22 protein-coding genes are annotated in these 24,553 nt (G+C 36.0%); 10 read left to right on the top strand and 12 right to left on the bottom strand.

The window, feature by feature from the left end; translation table 11 throughout:
• Positions 1-74: 74 nt before the first annotated feature.
• The 9 genes from AC3IS6_RS22235 to AC3IS6_RS22195 all read right to left on the bottom strand — a co-directional run bounded on the left by AC3IS6_RS22235 (position 75) and on the right by AC3IS6_RS22195 (position 9,629).
• Complete coding sequence (locus AC3IS6_RS22235; protein WP_489162610.1) at positions 75-791, bottom strand: 3-ketoacyl-ACP reductase; 717 nt, start codon at positions 789-791, stop codon at positions 75-77.
• A gap of 111 nt (positions 792-902) precedes the next feature.
• Complete coding sequence (locus AC3IS6_RS22230) at positions 903-1,502, bottom strand: LURP-one-related/scramblase family protein (protein ID WP_489164939.1); 600 nt, start codon at positions 1,500-1,502, stop codon at positions 903-905.
• A gap of 121 nt (positions 1,503-1,623) precedes the next feature.
• Complete coding sequence (locus tag AC3IS6_RS22225; protein ID WP_489162608.1) at positions 1,624-1,788, bottom strand: TonB-dependent receptor plug domain-containing protein; 165 nt, start codon at positions 1,786-1,788, stop codon at positions 1,624-1,626.
• A 350-nt stretch (positions 1,789-2,138) separates the two neighbouring features.
• Positions 2,139-4,304: a vWA domain-containing protein gene (locus AC3IS6_RS22220; protein WP_489162607.1), complete on the bottom strand. Its 2,166-nt coding sequence runs from the start codon at positions 4,302-4,304 to the stop codon at positions 2,139-2,141.
• 92 nt (positions 4,305-4,396) lie between these two features.
• Complete coding sequence (locus AC3IS6_RS22215; RefSeq protein WP_489162605.1) at positions 4,397-5,353, bottom strand: hypothetical protein; 957 nt, start codon at positions 5,351-5,353, stop codon at positions 4,397-4,399.
• 2 nt (positions 5,354-5,355) lie between these two features.
• On the bottom strand, positions 5,356-5,856 hold the full coding sequence (locus AC3IS6_RS22210; RefSeq protein WP_264525034.1) for an RNA polymerase sigma factor: 501 nt from the start codon (positions 5,854-5,856) through the stop codon (positions 5,356-5,358).
• Positions 5,857-6,111: 255 nt separating this feature from the next.
• Positions 6,112-8,265, bottom strand: a complete 2,154-nt coding sequence (locus AC3IS6_RS22205; RefSeq protein ID WP_489162603.1) for a prolyl oligopeptidase family serine peptidase — start codon at positions 8,263-8,265, stop codon at positions 6,112-6,114.
• A gap of 14 nt (positions 8,266-8,279) precedes the next feature.
• On the bottom strand, positions 8,280-9,119 hold the full coding sequence (locus tag AC3IS6_RS22200; protein WP_489162601.1) for a DUF6929 family protein: 840 nt from the start codon (positions 9,117-9,119) through the stop codon (positions 8,280-8,282).
• A gap of 168 nt (positions 9,120-9,287) precedes the next feature.
• A complete protein-coding gene (locus tag AC3IS6_RS22195) occupies positions 9,288-9,629 on the bottom strand; it encodes a hypothetical protein (RefSeq protein ID WP_489162600.1) in 342 nt (113 codons plus the stop codon).
• A 148-nt stretch (positions 9,630-9,777) separates the two neighbouring features.
• On the opposite strand from AC3IS6_RS22195, the gene AC3IS6_RS22190 reads away from it, so the two are divergent.
• The 6 genes from AC3IS6_RS22190 (at position 9,778) to AC3IS6_RS22165 (ending at position 16,942) form a co-directional block, all read left to right on the top strand.
• On the top strand, positions 9,778-10,659 hold the full coding sequence (locus tag AC3IS6_RS22190; protein WP_489162598.1) for a PPK2 family polyphosphate kinase: 882 nt from the start codon (positions 9,778-9,780) through the stop codon (positions 10,657-10,659).
• A gap of 194 nt (positions 10,660-10,853) precedes the next feature.
• Positions 10,854-12,305: a PhoX family protein gene (locus AC3IS6_RS22185; protein ID WP_489162596.1), complete on the top strand. Its 1,452-nt coding sequence runs from the start codon at positions 10,854-10,856 to the stop codon at positions 12,303-12,305.
• Between the two features lie 96 nt (positions 12,306-12,401).
• A complete protein-coding gene (locus tag AC3IS6_RS22180; protein WP_489162594.1) occupies positions 12,402-14,174 on the top strand; it encodes a cytochrome-c peroxidase in 1,773 nt (590 codons plus the stop codon).
• 174 nt (positions 14,175-14,348) lie between these two features.
• Positions 14,349-14,948, top strand: a complete 600-nt coding sequence (locus AC3IS6_RS22175; RefSeq protein ID WP_489162592.1) for a porin family protein — start codon at positions 14,349-14,351, stop codon at positions 14,946-14,948.
• A gap of 125 nt (positions 14,949-15,073) precedes the next feature.
• A complete protein-coding gene (locus AC3IS6_RS22170; protein ID WP_489162590.1) occupies positions 15,074-16,123 on the top strand; it encodes a sensor histidine kinase in 1,050 nt (349 codons plus the stop codon).
• A 105-nt stretch (positions 16,124-16,228) separates the two neighbouring features.
• Positions 16,229-16,942 carry a LytR/AlgR family response regulator transcription factor gene (locus AC3IS6_RS22165; protein ID WP_263361772.1) on the top strand — a complete coding sequence of 238 codons (714 nt, stop codon included), beginning with the start codon at positions 16,229-16,231 and terminating at the stop codon, positions 16,940-16,942.
• Positions 16,943-17,124: 182 nt separating this feature from the next.
• Here AC3IS6_RS22165 and AC3IS6_RS22160 read toward each other — a convergent pair whose 3' ends face one another.
• Positions 17,125-18,060 (bottom strand): DUF6268 family outer membrane beta-barrel protein, encoded by a 936-nt coding sequence (locus tag AC3IS6_RS22160; RefSeq protein WP_489162588.1) that lies wholly within the window; start codon positions 18,058-18,060, stop codon positions 17,125-17,127.
• Between the two features lie 169 nt (positions 18,061-18,229).
• On the bottom strand, positions 18,230-18,733 hold the full coding sequence (locus tag AC3IS6_RS22155) for a hypothetical protein (protein WP_489162586.1): 504 nt from the start codon (positions 18,731-18,733) through the stop codon (positions 18,230-18,232).
• A gap of 190 nt (positions 18,734-18,923) precedes the next feature.
• Here AC3IS6_RS22155 and AC3IS6_RS22150 point away from each other — a divergent pair, with 190 nt between their 5' ends.
• From AC3IS6_RS22150 to AC3IS6_RS22135, 4 genes are all read left to right on the top strand, one after another.
• Positions 18,924-20,309 (top strand): MATE family efflux transporter, encoded by a 1,386-nt coding sequence (locus AC3IS6_RS22150; protein ID WP_489162585.1) that lies wholly within the window; start codon positions 18,924-18,926, stop codon positions 20,307-20,309.
• Between the two features lie 113 nt (positions 20,310-20,422).
• On the top strand, positions 20,423-20,650 hold the full coding sequence (locus tag AC3IS6_RS22145; protein WP_017495128.1) for a DUF8828 family protein: 228 nt from the start codon (positions 20,423-20,425) through the stop codon (positions 20,648-20,650).
• A gap of 57 nt (positions 20,651-20,707) precedes the next feature.
• The gene (locus AC3IS6_RS22140) at positions 20,708-22,648 is read left to right on the top strand and encodes an LTA synthase family protein (RefSeq protein WP_489162583.1); all 1,941 of its coding nucleotides are present in this window, start codon (positions 20,708-20,710) and stop codon (positions 22,646-22,648) included.
• A gap of 172 nt (positions 22,649-22,820) precedes the next feature.
• The gene (locus AC3IS6_RS22135; RefSeq protein ID WP_489162582.1) at positions 22,821-23,366 is read left to right on the top strand and encodes a hypothetical protein; all 546 of its coding nucleotides are present in this window, start codon (positions 22,821-22,823) and stop codon (positions 23,364-23,366) included.
• A 21-nt stretch (positions 23,367-23,387) separates the two neighbouring features.
• Here the strand turns inward: AC3IS6_RS22135 and meaB are convergent, their stop codons facing one another.
• Positions 23,388-24,479: a methylmalonyl Co-A mutase-associated GTPase MeaB gene (meaB, locus tag AC3IS6_RS22130; RefSeq protein WP_489162581.1), complete on the bottom strand. Its 1,092-nt coding sequence runs from the start codon at positions 24,477-24,479 to the stop codon at positions 23,388-23,390.
• Positions 24,480-24,553 lie beyond the last annotated feature (74 nt).

Here is a 24,553-nt window from a genome sequence, read left to right as displayed (position 1 = left end):
GAATTTGGGATTTAAAAAAAAATTGAATTTAAAGGGTATTGGGATTTGGAATTTCAATAATTGGAATTTTATTATTAAGGATTAGTAGACCAGATGCTGCTGTTTTTGATAAAAACTCTGCGATTTAATTTTAGCTGTGCAATTACCAACTCGGCTACATCTTCGGCTTGCATTACTTTTTCCGGATTTCCGTCGGTTAATTTTAAGTCAATAGCCAAATCAGTTGCTACGGTACTTGGTGTTAAGGCGGTAACACGAATATTGTGTTTTCTCATTTCGTGCATTAAAGAATCCGTTAGTCCCAAAACAGCAAATTTAGAGGCACTGTAGGCACTTGTTAAAGCATTTCCGTTTAATCCGGCCGTTGAAGAAATATTGATAATATCGCCAGTTTTTCTTTCAATCATGTTTGGAACAACAGCGCGGGTTGTATAATAAGTCCCCATTAGGTTTACTTTGATAATATTTTCCCATTCTTCCGGTTCCAGTTCCAGAAAATTACCAAATTTACCAATACCGGCATTGTTGATCAGGATGTCAATATGCTTAAATTCGGTTAAGGCTTTCTCTACAGCATTATTTATAGAATTTATATCAGAAACATCAGCAGATAAAGCCAGAGATTTTACGCCCAAATTATTGGCTTCAATTGCCAGTTGCTCCACATCGGCGAGTGTTCTTGAAACTAAAATTACATTAACTCCTTCTTTTGCAAGTGCAAGAGCAATCGCTTTTCCTATTCCTTTTCCCGCTCCTGTAATTAAAGCATTTTTATTTTTTAAGTCTGTCATGATTGTAATGTTAGAAATGCCAAAAGCATCATTTTAGTACAACAAAAATAAGGCTTTTGCTTCCTAAATGATGCTTTTAAGTGTTTTCTTAATCTAAGTTTAACAACTTTTTTATTCTTTCAAAACCATGTCGATACACATTACTGCTGCCATGATTAGTTGTCTTTGCGAGCTGTCAGCTGCTACAGTTTCTTCAATTTGAAGGATATAATTATCGGCGCTGGTGAAGAGTTCTTTTCCCATCCCGGCCCATTTTTTACTTACTTGTGCCAGTTGTTTGTTTTCATGCGTAAACTTAAAATCCCAGCCTGTCCATTTTCCCTGAAGCGTAGCAACCAGTTTTTCATTCTTGTCTAAAATCTCAAATCTGCCACCAAAAGAAAAGAATTTTTGCTTAAACGTTCCTATCAGTCTGTCTTTCTCGTCAAAAACTTCAACAGTCGATCTGAGCCAGGCAATACCACGTTTAACAGTAATTACTTTCTCGCCTGAAGCCGTTGTAATTTCAACATTAAAAGGAGTCATTCTTTTGTAATCGGTAAAGCGAAATATTTTGGTAAAAGTTCCCAGGTTATTTTCCCTGCAATTCAGAATGATCTGATTGCTTTCGGGATTGTAAATGTCGTAATTGTTTGCTGCTTTAAACATGCCAACATGTTCTTTTACAAGAAATAAATTCTGATTTAAGATAGGGTTCATTAAATGAAGTATGAAATTGATTTGTAAATGATCCTTTAAAGATTGTAGTTTGAATTTTCTTTAAAGAAGATCAAATGTAAAAATAATTTTGTTAATAAGCCCCTGTTAAAATAAAATCTGCATCATTAAATCTTTAATTATTTTCTTTTGTCGTGATAATTATAGCGCCATTTATTCCTTTATTTCCATAGAGTGAGGTTGCTTCAGTTTCTTTTACAATTTTTATCTCTTTGATATCATTCGGATTTACTTTAGAAAATTGTTCCAAATTTATTATAACTCCGTCAATAATTACCAAAGGTGCATTGATAAGAGATTTTTTTGATGGTGCACATATTATGATCCGATTATTGGTATTTACTGGTTCTACAGTAGAAATGGTTTTCTCTTGTGCATGTGTTGTAAAACAGAAAGATATAGAGAGCCAATGAAATAAGTTTTATATTTTTCATCTTAAAATTTTAAATAAGTATTGAGATTTATCTTTGCCAAAGTTTTTAGACAGGAGATTGGCAAACTTTATTTGTAAGCAGGGGTAAATATTTAGAGCGAGGATTCAAGTTAAATGGATAACATCATTGTCATTCCGGTGAAGGAGGAATGACAATGATGTTTTTTAAGGTTCTTTAAAAAAAATAGGATCAGAGTTTAATTGAATTTAGCAGTTTCAATCAAACGAATAAATTCTGCTTTATATCCTTCGGCATCATTAGAAAGACCTTGTCTGGCTAATTTCAAAATGGCATCCGAAGATTTATCCGAAATGAGTTTTGAATCTCTTAGTTTCAATCCGAACCAGGCTACCGAAGAACTGAATTTAAAATCATCAGAAGCTTTTTCTAAAGCAACGGCTTTGTTTTCAATTACCTGTACCAATTCTATACTTTTGTTACCATCCGGTTTTTTGTAACGGAATTTTATAGTTGCAAGTTCATTGCTGTAGTTTGCTCCGGTTTCTTCTGTTTTCGTATACTTCAAATCGTCTGGTTGCTGTGTTAAAAAGTCACTTTTCACTCCTGCAGGAATAATTTCATACAAAGCCGTAACGGTGTGATTACTTCCCAATTCTCCAGCGTCAATAGCATCATTCTTAAAATCTTCCGGACGTAATTTTCTGTTCTCGTATCCAATTAAACGGTAGGCCTGAACTTGTTTCGGATTGAATTCGATCTGAATTTTTACATCTTTGGCAATCGCAAACATAGAGCCTTTGAATTCTTTTCCTAAAAAACGATTTGCTTCCTGAATATTATCGATATAAGCATAATTTCCATTTCCTTTATCAGCTAAAGTCTCCATTTTACTGTCTTTATAATTCCCCATTCCGTAGCCCAGACAAGTAAGGAAAACACCGGTTTTTCTTTTGTCTTCGATTAGTTTCTCCATGTCAGAATTAGAAGTGTTTCCCACATTAAAATCTCCATCGGTGGCCAGGATTACTCTGTTGTTTCCGTTTTTGATAAAATTTTCTGCTGCGATTTTATAAGCCAGTTCAATTCCGGCTCCGCCGGCAGTACTTCCTCCGGCATTTAAATTGTCTAGAGCATCAATAATTGTTTTTTTCTCATCTCCCGAAGTCGGAGGTAAAACCAGTCCGGCTGCGCCGGCATAAACCACAATGGCTACTTTGTCTTTTCTTCGTAACTCATTAACCAATATTTTCAGGGATTGTTTGAGGAGAGGCAATTTATTCATATCGCTCATCGAGCCTGAAACATCAATTAAGAACACAAGATTTGAAGCAGGCAGATTCTCTGTTGGAATGTTTTTCCCTTGTAAACCTATTTTAAGGACTCTGTTTTTTGCATTCCATGGAGAATCGCTAAGCTCTGTATGAATTGAGAACGGATTTTGATCCTTCGGTTGTGGATAATTATACTTAAAGAAATTGACCATTTCTTCTACTCGAACGGCATCTTTTGGAACAGCTTGACCATTATTGATAAAACGTCTTACATTGGTGTATGAAGCATTATCAACATCGATGGAAAATGTAGAAAGAGGCGTTGTTTTTGGGCTCTCAAAGGCGTTTTCTACAAAAGTATCATAATCTTCCTGATTGGATTCTGTCGGTTGAAGAAGAGCAGTTTTTTTTAGTTTAGCATTTAATTCTTTCTCCGTAAGGTTTTTGTAAATGCTATTTTTGGTTTCAATAAGTACGACTCCGTTTGAGGCTCTGCTTCCATAAATAGAAGTAGCAGCGGCATCTTTTAAAATCTTTACGTCCTGAACATCATTGGGGTTGATCTTTGAAAATTGCTGTGATCTTACCGGAACGCCATCAATAATATACAAAGGTTCATTTTTAGAAGAAAGTGACCCGGTTCCTCTTATAATTATGTTTTGATTGGGTGAAGGCTGAACGTAATTGCGAGTGATTTGTGGTCCGGCAACTCTTCCCTGAAGTATGGAGTTAATGGATTTAGAGGCCATTTTCTTATCACGACGGCTGTAATTTGAGCTTTCGTAGTCGGCGTTTGAAGATCCATAACCTACGATTACTACCTCTTTAAGCGATTCCTGATCAATACTTAGTTTAACATTAATCACATTTTTATCATCCACAGTTTGAGTTTGAGAGCTGAATCCAATGTAACTAAAGATCAAAATGTCGCCTTTTTGGGCCTTAATGGAATAACGACCATCAAAATCGGTTTGCGTTGTGTTTGTGGTATTTTTAATCACTATAGTTACTCCCGGAAGCGGTATGTTGGCTTTGTCGGTAACTATTCCTGTAATTGTTTTTTCCTGTGCCGATGCTACGAAACATATAAGCATAGATAGGGCTAATGAAATAAGTTTTACGTTTTTCATGGTAGTAATTTTTAGATGAATAATCGGGTTGAGCGGGGTCAGAGCTTAAAGCCCTGACAAAGATTTTTTGAAATTAAATTGGAGTTTTGCCGTTAGTCTTTTGCTGCAGGTTTTCCTTTTCGGGTTGTAATGATTACCACTCCTTTTTTTCCTTTTTCGCCATACTTTGAGGTGGCTTCAAGATCCTGAAGAACAGTAATTGTTTTGATTTCCTGTTTGTTTAAAGGAGCATACGGGCTGGTTGGGTTTTGACCAAATAAGTCGCTTTCAGAATAGTAAATTCCGTCAATAATGTACAATGGAGCATCCAGTACAACAAGGGAATCCACATTTTCAGGCTGTAAATTCGGAAGTTCTGTCTGCATCATTTGGTCCCTTTTGGCATCGTCTTTGTGCGAGATTGGATTTCCGTTCAAAACAATTAGAGGAGCGCTTTTTCTTGCCATTGTTGCCTGCTTTTCTGCATAAGCCATTTTAGCTGACTCTCGCTGTATTGATCCGGCGTAACCATAATTGGCTACGGCTTTGTCTTTTGTGACACTGCTTTCCTCTTCTTTATTTTTATAAGATTCGGATTGTACAGCTACCGGAGCAGCAATTTGATCTGCAACAGCTGGTGGAGCGACTTCGGTGATTACAGCATTGTTGGGAGAAGATTGTATTTCCTGCAATGCTACTTTTTGCTGTTGTTTGATTTGCTGGTCTAAAATTTTTACCGCTTCTGCTTTCGGAACTATTATAGAATCTGAAGAAACAATTGCGTTCTCTTTTTCCAAAGCGGGCTGCTCTGTTTCGTTAACTACAACTTTTGGAGTTGATAGAGGAGTTGTTTTATCTGATTTTAAAAATTGGGCTCCTAAAGAAATGAGCAATAAAAGAGAGGCTGCGACGGCAATTTTTTTCCATAACGAAATGGTTTTTTTATCCTCTTTTTTGTCCAGTTTATCTTCAAGGCGCGACCAGACTTTTTCCATTCCCGGGAAATCTTTAGTTTCCGAGTTCTGTGCGGCCTCTTTAAATTTATCGAATACTTTATCTTGATTGTCCATGACTATTTTGCTTTTTGGTAATACAATTTATTGACTAACTCCTTTAGTTTGGTTTTAGCGGCATTCAATTGTGATTTCGATGTGCCTTCAGAAATGTTCAGCATAGCGGCTATTTCTTTATGTCCGAAACCTTCAATAACAAAAAGGTTGAAAACCGTTTTACAGCCGTCGGGAATATGGTTTAGTAAATTCAGTAAATCTTCTTCTTCCAATGCGTTCACCTCCTCGGTAAAAGGTTGCGAAAGCAATTTGACATCATCAAGGTACATATTGAAATTGGTGTTTTTCTTGATGGTTGCCAAACAATGGTTGACCGTAATTTTTCGGGCCCATGCCTCAAAAGCCAAAACTTCTTTCAGTTGTTCCAGCTTTGTAAATATGGTATAGAAAGCGTCAGCCATAGCTTCTTCAATTTCTTCTTCCTTCTTAAGGTATCGTTTGCAAACGCGATACAGTTTTGGAGCCATGTGCTCATACACCTGACGCTGGGCATCACGATGCATTTTTTTGCAGTTGGATATGAGAGTTTCGTTTATCACAATTGTTGTCTTTATACTAAAGAGGGCTTAAAAGATAAAAAGGTTGGGAGAGAAATGAAAAAAAGTTCAAAAAAGGCATTTATTTTTTAATAGATGGTTTTAAAGGTACGATTTTCTTTGTAAAAAAGAATTCCGCAGCAAGATCATGTGTTTCGCTGCGGAATTCGTTTGGAGAGGCTTTAAATATAAAAAGCTATTTCTTACCGGAAATATTTGGAATTATTTAATTTGAAATTTTGAATTACCAACCTGCCACAATGCAAAAGCAAACATATCGGCAGCATCACCGTAGGTAATATTTAAATCGTTGGAAAAATGTCCGTTGGCATAATTGACATGTAATAAGATTGGTTTGTCCGATCCATTGTCATTTTGTAAGATAGCGGCAAATTTTCCGGGTTCCCAAGGAGAAACTCTTGGGTCATTGATTCCGGTACGCAGCAATATTGCAGGATATTTTTCTCCCTTTCTAACTTTGCTCTGAGCATCCATTTCTAAGATGTGTTTGACATCTTTTTCCTTTTTTAAAGAACCGATTTCAGGTATCTGATTAGGACCATTTGGGGTTGTTTCCATTCGTATGGCATTGGTACAGCCAACCTCAATAAGCGCCACTCCAAAAAGATCAGGACGTTCTGTAACGGCTCTTCCAATCAATATGCCACCCATACTAACCCCATTCCCGATAAGTTTATCAGCAGAGGTATATTTTTCTTTGATCAGGTATTCTGAACAGGCAATAAAATCTTTCCAGGTGTTTGGTTTTGTTGCTTTCATACCACCTTTATGCCACTCATTACCTTTTTCACCACCACCTCGTACATGGGCAATGGCAATTATTGTGTTTTGTTCTAGCAATGCCATTAAGGAAGGGCCAATAAAACGTGGAGTTCTGCTGATCCCGTATGCACCATAACCCGAAATGTAACAAGGTGCAGAGCCATCCATTTTTATGTTTTTAGGATATATAACAGATAGCGGAACCATTACACCATCGTGACTTGGTACCTCGATTTCTTTTACGGTATAGAGTTGCGAATAGTCAGGATAAGCTTTGCTGGATATAAATTGTTCAGCCTTAGTTAATTTTTCCGATAAAGCATTATAGTCATAATCTGCGGCAGGAGTAATCCAGCCAATATTGGTGAAGCTCATGTTGTCATTCTCACGAGGGGATAAGGCAGAGCCACCATTAGAGCCTTTTGGTAAAGGAATCATTTTGGTTTGCAATGTTTTTGCGTTAATTTGATATTTGTCCTGATTGATTCCGTCACTCAATGAATAATAAATAAAATTTTTAGATTTCTGCATTCTGCGAAGCACTTTGCTCGTTTCAGGAACCACAATTGTCGCTTTACTAAAATCAGGATTTTTGATGTCTATAAAACCTATTTTGTAGTTTGGGGCATTTTTATGAGACAGGAAAAAAACTTTATCACCAATTATAAGACTGGTAATTACTTCATCTTCAAATTTAATTAGTGGTTTCCAGTTTATTTTGGCCTTATTTATCTCTGAGAATGGGGCATAAAAAGATAGTTCTTCATTTTTTGTAGATCCTATACGAAGTATGACATAGGAATAATCGTCAGAGAAGGATGTCTCCGGAAACTGTTCCGAAAGAAGATTCAAATTAGGATTATTGTTTTTTGATGCTAGAATTTTGTCCGTTTCCGGATTGGTACCAATAACATGAATCAAGGCTTTCATGTTTTTTAAAAATTCGTCACTATTGCTATCACCACTGGTCATTTTTGTATAGGTTATAGCTTTGCTGTCCGGCGTAAACTCAAAATTAAATTCGCTCCAAACCGGGGTCAGTTTATCTGCAAGAAATGTTTTTGATTCGAGATCCATGATACGGAGTTCACAAACTTCGGAACCATTTTCTGCTAAAGTAATGGCTAGTTTTTTTCTATCAGGACTTATCACATATTCCGTAATTGTCGCTCCTTTTTTGAAGGTTTCGGGATCCAGCAATAAAATTTCGGCTCCACTGATTCCTTTTCTAAAGTACAATTTATCAATACCTTCTTCCTTTTTGTTTTTGGTATAATAATAATTTTCGCCTAATTGCTTAACTTCTCCGTAGCTGTCTCCGCCTAAAGACTGGATTTCTTTCATTCTGTTAAAAAGGGCATCACGTCCGGGAATCTTTTTAATAACAGTATTGGTGTAATCCCCCTGATCTTTGAACCATTTTTGAACCTCAGGATTTTTCATGTCTTCAAGCCAGCGGTATGAATCAGTTATCTTAGTGCCAAAATAATCATCCACTACGGGATGCTCGGGAGTAGCCGGATATTGGTATTGTGCCTGTGTAATTTGACTTGTAACAAAAATTAGAAGAGCTAAAGTGGTTTTCCGGATCATTTTTTTGTGGTAGTTTATAGTTTGTTGGGTAAAGTTAATTTATAAATCTTCGTTTCGAGAACTTCTGTGTCATTATCCTCACAAAGTAAAAACTCGATTGTATCATTTGACTTTTGGTAGAATGTCAGACCTTCGAATTTATTAGTTGAGGTGATTTTTTGAGTGAAATCGATTTTCATAGTTTTAAGGTCGATTCTTCCTATGAAGCTTCCGAGAATTGCACCATCGTCATAGGTTGATTTGGTGTCTTCTGCAGTGGAAAGAAAATAGATTTTGTCTTCCACCAGAATAGCATCGGTAAAACTAGAACGGACGCCTTTTATTTTTGGAAGCTTATAATTGGTTGCAACCAGAGCAAATTCTTCTCCCAGACTTTTAGCATGGATAGTAAAAATGGTGTTTTTGTTGGATATTCCGTTTCCGCGATTGAACAGGTACCAGTTCTCGCCATCAAAAATAGAACCTTCCAGATTAAAGTCTTCCGGTTTTATTTCGCCAAAACTCTGCATTAATGCGTATAAATCAACCAGATTATTTTTCTGTAGAATGGTTTTGTTTTTAAGATCGAATGCAATCATCTTGTTTCGGTTTTCGGTAGATCCGGAACCAAAAACATAAAGCGTATCGTTATGATGTGTCAAAGACTCAAAATCAGGTTTGATATTTTTTGCAATATTCTTTGTTGGATTGTCTATTAACGCATGCTCGCTCAATTGCTGATCCTGCATGTGGTATTCGTATAAGAAGCCGCTGTTATCACCAATAATATAAAGTGAATTGTTGTTGAAAAATAATCCTGATGCTGACCCGATTCCGATGATTTGAAATAATATTTCTAAGGTGAATTTTTCCATGAATGTTGTTTTGAAAACTTCCGTTTATTTTCTTGATTTATAATTCTTGATTAACTTTATTGTTTCTTGATTTACAGCTTTTTGAATTTTTATTAAAGAATGCGAAACAACACATTCTGCAATACTTATATAAACTAAATTATTATCATCAGTTAAATTTTGATTGTCTCAATCTGCTTGATTAGAGCTGTTTGCTCCATATGTTAAATATACTGGAGTTCCTTCATTGTAAAGTCGAGTAGCAATTTTAATGGCTCTTTTTATAATTGCCTTCTCAATATCTTTTGCTTTTTCTGTGTATCCAATTCTCGAAACACATTGGTACATAGAGCAAAATTTTACATTTTTGTTTACAGGAATAACATCTCCGGTTCCTTCAATTTGGTTTAAATCTTTAAAACATTTTCCAAACACTTCAAGTACGATCTTTTCTGAGTTTTTATAGTCGTTGTCCTGACATAAAGCCTGATTTAAACTTAAAAGAAAAAGAAGTAGAAATGTGTTTTTCATTAAGGATTGAACTTTTTGTACGTACAATAAATTTGATTTTAAAAACCAATCACTCTAGTCCTGATAGTAATGAAAAAGTATTACAGGGAACAGCAGGAATATGCTTTGTAAAAATAGTATATTTACTATTACGAAAAAACTCATAAATATGAAATCAATAGATCCGAATGATTTTAAAATCACAGATAAAATAAAATTATCAAAGATTCCTACTTTGCTCGACCTTGATGCAGACAGTGAGGAAAAAGAAGCTAAACTAGATAAAGTTCAGGCTAAATTGAGTAAACAGCAAGATGTAATGTATGCTCATAACAGGTACGGTGTTTTGATTTGTTTGCAGGGAATGGATACTTCCGGTAAGGACAGTCTGATTAGGGAAGTTTTTAAAGAGTTTAATCCGCGTGGAGTAGTGGTGCATAGTTTTAAAACGCCCACTTCTGCGGAGTTGGAACATGATTATTTGTGGAGACACTATATGGTTTTACCTGAGAAAGGGAAATATGCGATTTTTAATCGCACGCATTATGAGAATATTTTGGTTACCCGCGTGCACCCTGAGTATATATTGAATGAAAATTTGCCCGGAATTGGAAAGGTAGAAGATATTCCGAAGGATTTTTGGAAAGACAGGATTGAACAAATCAATAATTTTGAAAAGTATATTACGCAAAACGGAACGATTGTACTGAAGTTTTTCCTGCATTTGAGTAAAGAGGAACAACGTAAACGTTTGTTAAGACGATTGGAAGAGGAAAAACACAATTGGAAATTCTCGGTCTCGGATTTGAAAGAACGTGCACATTGGGAGGAGTATCAGCAATATTATGAAGAGGCTATAAATGAAACCTCGACAAAAAATGCTCCTTGGTATGTAATTCCGGCCGATGATAAAGAAATGGCCCGTTACATTGTGGCTAAAACCATTTGGGAAGAAATGCAGAAGCATACCGACATTAAAGAGCCTGAGTTACCGGAGAGTATAAAGGCTAATATTAAAATATATAAAGAGCAATTAGAAAACGAGTCTTAAAATAAGGCTCTTTTTTTTGCTTTAATGTTACTGCAAGTTTATGAGTGTTTTGTAGTACTAATTTAATGTTAACTTTTTTTTGCTTTAAAGCAGTTTTTTTGCAAACTGTTGTTTTTTTGATAATATCTAAATCATTTTAAATTAAAGAGTAGGGGATTACTTTGTAAAAAAAATAGAAACCAATTTTTAACTAAATGAAAAGAATTATTTTACCCCTAATTATGTTAGGTTCGTTGCTTACATCTTGTAATAACGATTCTAAAGACGAAGCAGAAACAACAAGTGTTGTACTGAAGGATCAATCTGTAACACCAAGTTTAATAAAAGCTCAGGCAGGATTTGAAAGTTTGAAAATTTATTCTCTTTTTAGTTCAGATGATGTTTTTGCAGACAGTCCTAAATTTGTTTTTGGAGGTTCTGCTGATGGTTCAGGTCTATTGAAAAATACCGACGGAACTTTTACTTTCTTAGTAAACAACGAAGACAATTTTGCGGTTTCGAGAATTACTTTAGACAAAACATTCAAACCTACAAAAGGAGAGTATTTGTTAAACTCTAGTGGAGGAACCTGGAGATTATGTGGGGCTACTATGGCTACTAAAGAAGAACATGGTTTTGGACCTCTTTATTTAACTTGTGGAGAGTCAGGAGAAGAGTCTCGTACACATGCTTTAGATCCGTACGCTAGTGCAGGAGGAGCATCAGTATCTAAAGAATTATCAGGATTTGGACGTTTAAGCGCCGAAAATGCTTTACCATTACGTTCTTCTGCTTACAAAGGAAAAACAGTTGTAGTAATTGGTGACGATGACTCTGGAACTTACGGAGGTCAGGTTTTTATGTATGTATCAAATATTGTTGGTGATTTAAGTGGTGGATCTTTGTATATGCTAAAAAGAAATGACAGCAACCAAAGAGAGAAAGACATGACTGTGGATCAAACTTATCCTGTTTCTTTCGTGAAAATTGACAACCACACTACTTTAACCGGAGCTCAAATCAATGCATCTGTAAATACTTTGAAAGCAATCAAATTTGGTCGTGTTGAAGATTTAGATTACCGCAAAGGAGGTAACAATGCTGACCGTGAATTGTATTTTAATGTAACCGGACAAGACATTACTGGAACGAATGCCGATGCTTCAAGAACGAAATACGGTAGAGTTTACAGATTAAATCTTGACGCTGCTGATCCATTAAAAGGAACTTTAGAAGTAGTTTTAGATGGAGATAACCGCAGTGGAAAAGCAGGGAAATTTCAAAACCCGGATAATATTTGTGTAACTAGTAACTATGTTTACGTTCAGGAAGATGCAAACGGATATGGTGACGAAACACACGATGCTTATATCTATCAATACAATATCGCTACAAAAGAGTTAAAAGTGGTAGTAGAATTAGACCACCGTCGTACTCAGGCTGATGCTGCCAAATACAACGTAGGGAAACTATCTAAATTCGGAGACTGGGAATATGGTGCTATGATCGATGTATCAGATCAGCTTGGAATTCCGGATACTTTTATGTTAAGCATACAGCCTCATAGCTGGACTGGTGAAAAATATAAAGGAGTTGATGGAGGAACAAATCGTCCGAACGAGCAACAAGCAAGTCAAATCGTAGTTATTAAAGGTTTAGCGAGATAAATTTTTAAAGCATTACAAAACAGTTATCCACTACTTCAATTTGAGGTAGTGGTTTCTGTTTTTCTGAATATTCCCCCTTTTAATTTGTAATACAAGATGAAAAAAATATATGGTTTGTTTTTCCTGCTGGCGTTTGTTGCCTGCCAGAAAAAGGACAAACATCAGGAAGTAAACGAACTGTTTCAGTCCGATATTACTTTACTGATTGAAAAAGTAGCCAAACTGAAATATTCCGTACAGTCAGATTCTACCGAAGCACAAATTCAGCGGCAGTTTCTCGAAGCACATCAAAGCTATAAAAAGGTCGAAATGATAAGTGAGTATTATTCGCCAGCCGTTTCCAAAGCAATAAATGGTCCTGCAATACCGGAGTTTGAGGAAAATGATAAAGTGACAGTTCCGCCCGAGGGATTTCAGGTAATTGAGGAATTGGTTTTTCCGAAGTACAACAAAGAGAGTAAAAAAGAACTACTTCAGGAATTGGGTATCTTGTCGGCTAATTTGGTTCGTCTGGAAAAAGTTTCCAATTCAAATCAATTAACGGACGCGCATGTTTTTGACGCCATGCGATTGGAAGTATACCGAATGGTTACTTTAGGAATTACAGGATTTGATTCGCCGGTTGTACTGAATTCACTTCCCGAAGCTTTGGTCGCTTTAGAAACCATCGGAAAATATTATAAGGTTTATGTTGAAAATAATGCGGTTTCCAATTCAAATCAGGTACTCGGGATATTGAAGAAAGGGCAGCAGTATTTAAAAACAAATACCAACTTTAACGCTTTTGACCGTGCTTATTTTATCAAAGAAATTGCCAATCCGCTAAGCAAAGGATTATTTCAAACCCGATCTGAATTGGGGATTCCGCTCATGAAAGAGCAACGAGGTTTAAAAGTTACGGCACAAACTTTATTCGATTCGGAGGCATTTGATTCGGAAGCTTTTTCGGGTTTTCCGGATTATAAAACAACGCCGGAGAAAATTGCGTTGGGAAAAAAACTGTTCAATGATCCTGTTTTATCGGGTAACAACACCCGTTCCTGTGCTTCGTGCCATCATGCCGATAAAGCTTTTACAGATGGATTGGAAACAGCGGTTTCATTAGACGGAAAATCAATGCTTCAGCGCAATACGCCCACACTTAACAATATTGCTTTTCAACGCGTATTTTTTGCAGATTCAAGAGTAAGTTATCTCGAAGATCAGGCAGTTGCCGTAATTAAAAATGAAAACGAAATGCACGGTTCTTTGGAGCAATCGGCTTTAGTACTTCAAAAGGATGCAAACTATGTGAAAGATTTCAAAAAAGCTTTTCCAAAAGGAGCAATAAATGAATTTGAGATCAAAAATGCTTTGGCTTCTTACATTCGTTCGCTAAGTAAGTACGATTCGAAGTTTGATGCTTATATGCAAAACAAAGAGCGTTTTACAGCAGATGAAAAAGCAGGTTTTAACTTGTTTGCGGGGAAAGGCAAATGTGCAACCTGTCATTTTATTCCACTTACCAACGGAACAGTTCCGCCTAATTTTGACCGATCGGAAAGCGAAATATTGGGCGTTCCAAATAAAAGTAAAAAACTGGACGGAGATCTGGGTAAGTTTGTAATTACACAGGCAGCTATTCATAAAAATTCGTTTAAAACACCAACTATCCGAAATATAACACTTACCGCTCCATACATGCACAATGGCGTTTACAAAACTCTGGAAGAGGTAGTTGATTTTTATAATGAAGGAGGAGGTTTAGGCTTGGGATTCGATGTTCCGAACCAAACGTTGCCAGAAGACAAATTAAACTTATCCGATTTAGAAAAAAAGCAGCTCATCGCTTTCATGAGAACTTTGACCGATAAAAAGTACTTGAAATAATAAATAGTTTCTTTTAATTAGACCCGACAGCTTTTTGAACCTGTCGGGTTTCTTGCGTAATGAAAAGTCGATTAATACTTCCGTTAGTCAAAACCCAGCTGTCGTTCATCAAACTAATTTTAATAGCGTTTCAGATTTGTACTCCTTTGCATCAAATTAATAAAAACTATTATCATGAACACGTACAAATTAGTATTGCTTACAACTGTTTTCGCATTTGCTTTAATCTCTTCTAAACTGCATGCACAATCTCCGCTTCCTATTCATGTTGGAATAAAAGCAGGATCAAATTATTCTGAACTGCCGGTTTCAAACGGTTTAGATTCAAAGTATGCCGCTGGTTTTTTCGGTGGTGCCATGGCCCGCTTTGACTTTAAACGTTTCTATGTTCAAAATGAAATTTTGTATAGTGAGAAATCTTCTAAAATTGAAAGAACTGCCCAGTCATCTTCTAAAAATGCAACCTGGAGAAGCCTCGAAATGCCGTTGGTAATTGGTTACAAAATAATTGATCAATCGATGCTCAATGTAAGAGTTTTTGGAGGAGGAGTTTATTCTTATGTGCTGGATGAAAATATTTCTTCTGTGAGTCAATTGAAACCTACCTATGGAAAATTTAACAAATCCAATATAGGCTATCAGGTTGGAGCAGGAATCGAAATGTGGAAGTTCACTTTAGATGTTACCTATCAGGGAGGATTAAATAATCTGAGTAAAGAATTTAGCTCGAAGCCAAATTCGTTTAACATCAGCGTTGGTTATTTTATATTTTAAAGGTTTATTTATTGGTTGAACCTAGTTAGCAGCAAAGAATCTTTTAGGTTCTTTGCTGTTTGTTTAAAAAATATAGGGCTATTTTTGAGCCTAAATTTTCTTATGAATTTTTTATTCTCTATTAGATGATTACAAAAAGTAAAAACAGACACTGGATATTTTTAGTCTTTTTTTGGTGCATACTCGGAATAACAATCTGGTCGCAGATGATAGATGCTTATGGCTTTTTATCAGCTGCTTTTCAGGCTTTTTTGGTTTTATCCTGTTCATGTCTTTTGGCACATTTTTTAAGTGATGTGTTGTTGCCAAATGCCTTGCGAAAAAGAAGGATGGCAGTATTTGCGCTGCAAAGTGTTATAATCGTTTTAGTACTTTCCTTTTGTCTGGCTATTATCTATGCTGTGTTTTCCAATACCTATTCTCGTGGGCGCTTGTATCCGGATGAAGCAAACATGACTTCGATACAGTTTTTATGGGCAAGGTTTTTTGGAAGTACTCCCGCAGCTATTTTAATCTGTGGTACCGCCTGCGGACTCCGGTTTTATCAGGAACACAATGTAATCGAACGAAATCATGCACAGCTGCAACAAGTACATCTCGAGGCGCAAATCAGGATTTTGCAGGATCAGATCAATCCGCATCTCATGTTTAACGTACTAAATCATATCCATATTTTAATGCAGAGCAATGTAAAACTAGCATCGGATTTACTCGTTCAGTTCTCGGATATTTTGCGGTATCAACTGTATGAATGTAACAAAGAATATGTACCACTGCATCTCGAAATAAAATACCTTAAAGATTTAATTGCAGTCGAAGAAACAAGATGGGGTAACGAACTGGAAGTAAAATGCAAATGGAATATCGAAGACACTCAGCTTCAGATTGCGCCCTTGCTTTTGGTGCCTTTAATTGAAAATGCCTTTAAACACGTTTCAAGGCTTCCCAATCAAAAAGGCTATGTGCACTTGTCCTGCAGGCAAACTTCCAAGCAATTACAATTTAAAATCGAAAACTCCTATACCGAGCAATATAAAATTCCTTCCAAAAATCAGGGACTTGGACTTGAAAATGTCAAAAAAAGACTGGCGATTCAATACCCCGAAAAACACCAGCTAAATATCAATAAAACCGATTCGGATTTTACAGTAACGGTGGTTTTAGATTTAAAGTAAAAGGTTGTATCGTTCGCGATTGAAGAAAGAGATAAAAAAAAGAAAGAAGAAAAATCTACTTGATCTGCAAGATCTGCGTTAAAAAAAAGAAAAAAATACCAAAATATGAACATGAAATGTCTGGTTATCGACGACGAACCTATCGCAAGAAACGGAATAGTAGATTTTGTCTCTAAAATTGATTTTCTTGAAGTTGCGGGTACCTGTGCCTCTGCATTAGAAGCCACGTCCTACATTCAGGAAAAACAGATCGATTTGTTGTTTTTGGATATTAATATGCCTTATCTCTCCGGATTAGAGTTTTTGGAATCGCTGGATAATCCGCCTTTGGTCATTTTCACTACAGCTTATTCAGAATATGCTCTGGAGGGTTACCGTTTGCAGGTGGTTGATTATTTATTAAAACCCATTACGTTTCAGCGTTTTTATCAGGCAGCTCTAAAAGCAAAACAATGGCATCAGATGACAGTTTCTCCGAAGCAGAATCAATTGGATCCTTATCTGTACGTGCGTCAGGAAGAAGGCTTTCAAAAAATTTCCTGGCTTGATATTCTCTATATAGAAGGCATGCAAAACTATGCAAAGCTTCATTTTAAAGACAAGGTTCTTGTTATTCATCAGACAATGATCTCTTTAGAAGAAACACTTCCAACAGAGATTTTCTTCAGAATTCATAAATCTTTCCTTGTCAATATTACCCATATTGATTCTGTTGCCGGTGGGCGATTGTTCGTAAAAGGACAAGAACTACCCATTTCTAGAACACGCCGCGAAGCTTTATTGAAAGAGGTAGTTTATAAAAACTTACTAAGCAGATAAACCGTTGAGGTAATTTCTAAAAATGAATTTACCTTCAAGAAAGATAGATTTATAAAAAAAAAGAATGCAAAAAAATCTCCTCTATAAACGAACAAAGTCGGTTATAGAGGAGAAATGTTTTTTCTAGGTATTAAATTGCTGTTTCTTGCTGTTTATTTATTACCAACAGTTAGAAAATAGCTTTAGAACTTCCATTTTAAAGCGACCGCTCCATAAAAGGTGGTCGTAAATCTTGGATTGGCAATGTCCTTTTCTTTAAAAATGTCTTTTATTTTTCGGCTCGTAGCAGAAAAGTTTCGCACAATAGTCGTTCCGGCGGTCGGTTCTAAAGTCCAATGTTCACCAAACTTGATCTGCGGCCTTATTCCCGCAATAATTTGCTGATATCCCAATAACGAAGATTTGTTTCCAACTCTGGTTTCTGCAGTCATACCGCTGAGTTCTCCAACCGCTTTCAAATCAAAAGTGTCAGACATTCGATACCCAAGTTCTAAACCTTCCGGAAATGCAACTTTAAAATGCAGAGCACCTCTTGATTCCCAATTAAAATAAATTCCGGGAAGTACCATCGGAACACCAAAACTATTGGTTAAAACCGGCCCCATACCAAAAGCCAGATTGGGATTGAATTGTTTGATAAAAAGAACTCCACCCTGAATCAAAACATCATCTTTATTGATTTCGACCATGTCCGTATAAACACCAACAGAAAGCATGACCATTAAAGACCAGGAAGGAGAAATAGAGCGCAGGTGCTTGATTCCAATTTGCGCATTCAGCAATTCATTAGGGAATCCTCCCTGGAATTCTACAGGAAGAGAAGGAACTTCATAATTTTTATTTTCCATTCGGGCATAACTTCCATCCATAAAAAGAGACCAGAGTCGTGGGTGATTGTATTGGTCCATTTTTAAAGAAAGAGGCACTTCAAAAGCAATCTGTGCCCTTTTAAAATTACTTTCGGCATTTGTTTTGGTACTATCCATTGGGCGTACGTAATTGGAAAACGGAACATAATCGACTTTAAATTCTCCTGAAAATTTTGATTGTGATCGTGCAGAAATGCTAATCAGTAAAAAGATAAAAAGTTGTGATAGATAAAAAACTGTTTTGTTCATGATTGGATTAATTTTTCTGCGAATTACCGCGTTCTAAACCAATCCCGAAAAATCATTTGACTAATGGCAGTTATCTTTTGACCAATGGTAAAAGACAAAACAAAACCCGATAGAGCTTACTCTCCACCGGGTTCATACCAAAAACAAAAAAATAAATTAAACCTAACCTTTATAAATCAAAACCATAGGCTAAACGCAAAGCAACCTGATTGGTTTTGAATTTGTTATAATCTTCGTAACGGACACTAATGTCAATGTATTTAGTGGCATACCCAATTCCCGGAGCCCATAAAAAAGTAGTATCGTTATAACCGTTTGTAACGGCAAAACCTGCCCCCACTTCTCCCAAAATATAAAACTGATCTTCCCAGATAAAAGCTTTAAAACCTGCTTTAGCTGGAATAAATCCAAGATCTTTTGCTTCGTCTTTCATAAAAAGGTTTGTAAAACCTGTAGTTAAGGTCAACGATGTTCTTTTAGATAAATCATATTGTAGACGAACATCTCCACCAAGTGACCATTTATAGTCATTATCGGTCGGGATACCACCATTTAAACCAAAGCCTAATCTAAAACCCTGATCGTAATTTTTAACGGCATTGTCCTGAGCAAAAGTTGTATTGGCGTATAGTAAAGTGGAGGCAGCAAGGCATAACATTTTTAAATTTCTCATGACCATCTTTTTTTAATTTCTAATACTGTAAAAATACTTTTAAGACCACAGGAGGCTGTTATATAATTTTTAGTAATTGTTATATAATATCTGTGTTCGTTAAAAAAAGCCTTAATCTTTGCTTATGTTTTTAATAGTATCAAAGAATCCAAAGCTTCTGATTATCTTTGCCGACTAAAATAGAATAGAAGTGAATTTAAAGCAGTATACCAAAGAGTTTTCATATAATTTAAGATTAGCATATCCCATTATATTAGGAATGGTCGGGCATACCTTAATTGGTATTGTCGATAACATAATGGTTGGAAAGTTAGGAAGTACGGAATTAGCGGCAGTTTCATTAGGAAACAGTATGATCTTTATCGCTATGTCGTTAGGAATTGGTTTTTCTACCGCCATTACACCAATTGTAGCGGAAGGGGATGCTGAAAAAAATGATGGTAAAATTCGTTCCGCATTTCACCACGGATTGTTTTTATGTATACTGTTAGGATTGTTGCTTTTCGGAATTATTGTTCTCGCAAAACCGATAATGGAGTTATTGCAACAGCCTGCTGATGTAATCGCGCTTGCAAAACCTTATCTGGATTGGGTTGCTTTCTCTTTGATTCCGTTAATTGTGTATCAGGGGTACAAACAATTTGCTGATGGACTTTCGATGACCAAATATTCAATGTATGCTATGATTATGGCCAACGTGCTACACGTTGGAATTAACTATCTATTGATTTATGGGATCTGGATTTTTCCAAAAATGGGAATTATTGGCGCTGCTTTGGGGACAGTAATTTCAAGAATATTTTTGGTCATGTTCATGCATATTATGCTGTCGAGAAGAGAAGATTTGAAACGTTTCTTCAAAAATTTCAGCTTTGACGAAATTAAAAAAGAAACTCTGAAAAAAATAATCAGTATCGGATTTCCATCGGCGATGCAAATGCTTTTTGAAGTGGTTTTGTTTACGGCGTCTATCTGGCTTTGCGGTAACATTGGAAAAACCAGTCAGGCAGCCAATCAAATTGCTTTAAGTCTGGCGTCAATGACTTTTATGTTTGCGATGGGATTGAGTGTGACTTCGATGATCAGAGTAAGTAATCAAAGAGGTTTAATGGATTATAAAAACTTAGTTGTGGTGGCCCGTTCGATCTTTTTACTGGCGATTATAATTGAAACCTTTTTCGCTATACTTTTTGTTGCGTTTCATGATTTTCTGCCGCATATCTTTTTGAATATGGAAAACGGAGGTCAGCTTCTGGATAATAACGAGGTAATTGGTATTGCATCAAAATTACTTTTAATAGCGGCCGTTTTTCAAATTTCTGACGGAATTCAGGTTGTCGTTCTGGGTGCTTTACGAGGCTTGCAGGATGTGAAAATCCCAATGTATATTACCTTTGTAGCTTATTGGATAATTGGTTTTCCAATTTCATATTATCTTGCTGAATATACCGAATTAAAAGCAGAGGGAGTCTGGATCGGACTTTTGGCCGGACTTACCACAGCTGCAATATTTCTTTATATTCGTTTTCATTACCTGACCAAAAAATTAATCAGAAATTCAGTTTCAAATACTTAAATTTGAACGGCAAAAGAATCAGCCACAGATAAAAAGGATTCGCAAAGTATCCTGAAAGCTCTTTAAATCATTGCAGTCTGTGAACTAATAAATAAAATAATAAATAAATAAAAATGGAATTACCTAAATTTTTACTCGGAGACAATACTGATTTTCCAGATGATATTTTCATCATTCACCTGGATTATCCAAGATTCATAATTAATTTAAAAGATGATGAGGTAGAATTCATGGAGGAAGCGGAAGATCTTGACGAAGCAGAGCTAAATGCGGAGATGGAAGGCTTAATTGTTTTGGCGAATGAGTTTTACGATCGGGAAATAAACCGTTACGAAGAGTAAAGACATATAGTGTGTCTTTATGATAGGCTCCAATCCAAAAACATTTAAATCTTTCTAATGAAAAAATTAAGTTTTTTAAAACCCATCATCAATTTCATAGCAATCGGATTACTGATTACTACTTTAAGCCGACTATTTTTGTTCTTTATTTTTAAAGACAGGGTAGTAGAAACACCAAACTTCTGGTACATCTTCCCAATCGGACTTCGAATGGACTTGATTTTACTGTGTTATTTGTCTTTCCTGCCGGCAGTTTTGATTACTTTTTTGCCCAATAAAGCATTGAAGTTTACCAATAAATTCCTTGTAATTTACAGCTTTTTATTCCTGTTTCTAATTCTTTTTGTAGAGTTGGCAACACCGGATTTTGTAAAACAATACGACACGCGTCCGAATAAAATTTTCTTAGACTATCTGATTTACCCTAAAGAAGTAGTCGGAATGCTTTTAAAAAGTTATCTGACCTCGATCATCGTGACTTTTTTAATTTTAGGAGTAGTGCTGTATTTTGCTTTCAAGAAAGGAAAAAAATATTTCTATACCAGCAGTGCTGACTATAAATTTAAATTGATGGTTTTTCCATTATTGGCTTTTTTATTGTTTTTTGGAGCCCGTTCAAGTCTTACTTCAAAACGTCCGATCAATGCCAGTAATGCGGTATTTTCAACAGATCAGTTGACCAATACTTTGGGATTGAATTCTTTTTATACGGTAGCTTTTGCAGCTTACTCGATCAAAAATGAAGGAAACACCAAGATGTACGGTAAAATGGAAGAAGCCGAGGCAATCGCTCGTGTAAAGAAATACATGTTGGCTGGACCTGGTGATTTTACAGACGCTGAAATTCCATTTCTGCATGTACAGCAACCGGATACGCTTTTGAAGAAACCATACAATCTGGTTATTTTTCTACAGGAAAGTTTAGGGGCGGAGTACGTTGGTATTTTAGGAGGAAAACCACTAACACCTGAATTTGATAAACTGTCTAAAGAAGGATTATTGTTCACCAATTTGTATTGCACAGGAACGCGAAGTGTACGCGGAATCGAAGCGGTAGTGACTGGATTTTTACCTTCACCTTCAGAAAGTGTAGTGAAATTAGGAAACTCACAGCAAGGATTTTTTACATTGGCCGATGCGTTAAAACAAAAAGGATATGACACTAGTTTTATTTATGGTGGAATGGCAAATTTTGACAATATGGCTTCCTTTTTTAACGGAAATGGATTTCAGGATATCGTAGATCAGGAAGATTTTGAATCTGATGGAAACAAATATGCTTTTAAAGGAACCTGGGGATATTCAGATGAAGATCTGGTAACCAAAGCCAATAATTATTTTAAAGCAAAAGGAGATAAACCTTTCTTTTCTTTAATGTTTTCTACCTCCAATCATGAGCCTTTTGAATATCCTGCGGGAAGAATCAAACCTTATGATGCCAAACCGGCAACCGTAAACAATGCCATGAAATATGCCGATTTCTCAATTGGGAAATTTTTCGAAATAGCTAAAAAAGAACCGTATTTCAAAAACACTATTTTTATCGTAATCGCGGATCACAACACCAGAACCTATGGTAAAAATTTAGTGCCAATTAATAAGTTTCACATTCCGGCTCTTATCATGGGACCTGGCGTTCAAAAAGGAGCTGTTTACAGTAAACTGGCCAGTCAGATTGATATTCCGCCAACTTTATTGAGTTATTTGGGACTTCCGTTTGAAACACCTATGGTAGGAAGAAACCTGAACAAACTAGATGCGAAAACTCAGGGAAGATCCATCATGCAGTTTAATGATATTAATGCTTTCAGAGTCGAGAATCAGGTCGTAATTATGCAGCCTAATTTGAAACCTTTACAGTTTGAAATTAAAAACGATACGACTCTAATTCCGGTTAGATTAAATGAAGACTTAGCAAAAGATGCTTTGGCGCATGTTATAACGGCTGGCAATTTGTACAAGCAGAGTAAATATAAACTCAGAGATAAGAAAAAGTAATTTTAAATTTATTGTAAAAAAAAGCTGCTAAGTAATTTTAAACTTAGCAGCTTTTTTTTGTTAAAATTTCAAAATAGGGGGTAACAAAAAATAATTTAATTGATATACACTAAACCAAAAGGCGTAACCCGAAAAGCCAAAGATAGAGTAGGGACAATTAAATTTATTTATTATGAAAAAATTACCACAAAAAAAATTGAAAAAATCTGAAGTGTTAAAAGTGATGTTAGTTTTTGTGTCTGCCGCTTTTTTTATAAGCTGCAATAACGAATCTGTTGAAGATCAAAATACTCAATTATCAAACACAGAGCAGCAAAATCAATCCAATACTCAAAGAAGATTACCTCACTATGAAGGAGTTATTGTGCGAGATTGGGGAGCACATAATGTTGATTGCAGTCAGCCAGAAGGGTTTTGTAATTTTATTTTTTACTTATGGGGAACCTTTAGCTTTTTGAAACCAGCCCCTGACGGAACACCGGTACGTGTTACAAATGAAAAAGGAAATTTTGTTATGGAAATTCAAAAAAGTGCTTTAACCCCAGAACATAAAAAAGTATTATTACGATATGGAGAAGTTTATGTAATACCTGAAGGGCAGACTGTAGATGCGGAATTAGTTAAATCTTTAAAATTCAATTCAAACATTTTAGTTCCCGGTAAATACCCTATTCAAGAGAGTGAAGAGACCTATACAATTTCAATTAATGTAAAGTAAATGAAAAATAGCTTTAAGAAATTAGAAGCTGTTTTTATATGTATCTAATAAAAACTGAGCGGCTGCAAAAGGTGATATTTCATCATTTTGCACCGCTTTTTTGATTTGTAGCAATTGCCCAATAATCTCAGGATGATTGTAAAAGTTTGATTTCAAGTGTTCATCAATGGTTTCCATCATCCAGAATTGGTTTTGCTCTTTTCGTCTTTCCTGGAAGAAACCAGTTGAGGTAGTTGTTTCCGTATAATAAGAAATAGTAGTCCAGATTTCGGAAATACCTTCTTTGGTGATGGCACTGCAGGTCGTGACTTTTGGCTGCCAGTTTGATTTTTTTGGAGGAAATAAATGCAAAGCCCTGTTGAATTCGAGTTTTGCCTGATTGGCTTTTTTAATGTTGTCGCCATCTGCTTTGTTGATTACGATGGCATCGGCCATTTCCATAATGCCGCGTTTAATACCCTGAAGTTCGTCGCCGGCACCGGAGATTTTAAGTAATAGAAAAAAATCAACCATACTGTGAACAGCAGTTTCGCTTTGCCCTACACCAACAGTTTCAATAACAATCGTGTCAAAACCTGCGGCTTCACATAAAATAATCGATTCTCTTGTTTTACGGGCTACGCCACCCAAAGTATCTCCCGAAGCACTAGGTCTGATAAAAGCATTTTCGTCTTTTACCAGTTCTTCCATACGGGTTTTATCGCCTAATATACTTCCATGCGAAATCGAGCTGCTCGGATCAACGGCCAAGACGGCTACTTTTTTTCCTAAATGTGTCAGATAACCTCCAAAAGCTTCAATAAAAGTACTTTTTCCAACCCCGGGAACTCCTGTAATTCCAATACGGACTGATTGATTGGCATGCGGTAAACAGCCTTTTATAACTTCGTTCGCTTTTGCAGTATGTTCCGGATTCGTGCTTTCTACCAAAGTAATTGCACGACTTAGCGCGGTAATATTTCCCGATAAGACGCCTTCAATCAATTCAGATGAAGAAGGTTGTTGTCTTCTGTTTTTTTTGATTTGACGAATAGCGGTAACATTGGTGATTTCTGGAGGAGAAATTCCGGCTTTTTCGTGTAAACTACCTGATCGTTTTTCTGAAGCTGACAAAATATACTTTTTGGTAGTGTAAAAGTACAGAAAACAAAAACAGTTTCAAAAAGGATTTTTTTTAGCTGCAAAGG

It is taken from the genome of Flavobacterium sp. KH_035, assembly GCF_057839565.1.
Note: the sequence above shows the minus strand (reverse complement) of the source record. Positions and strands in the feature narration are given on the sequence as shown.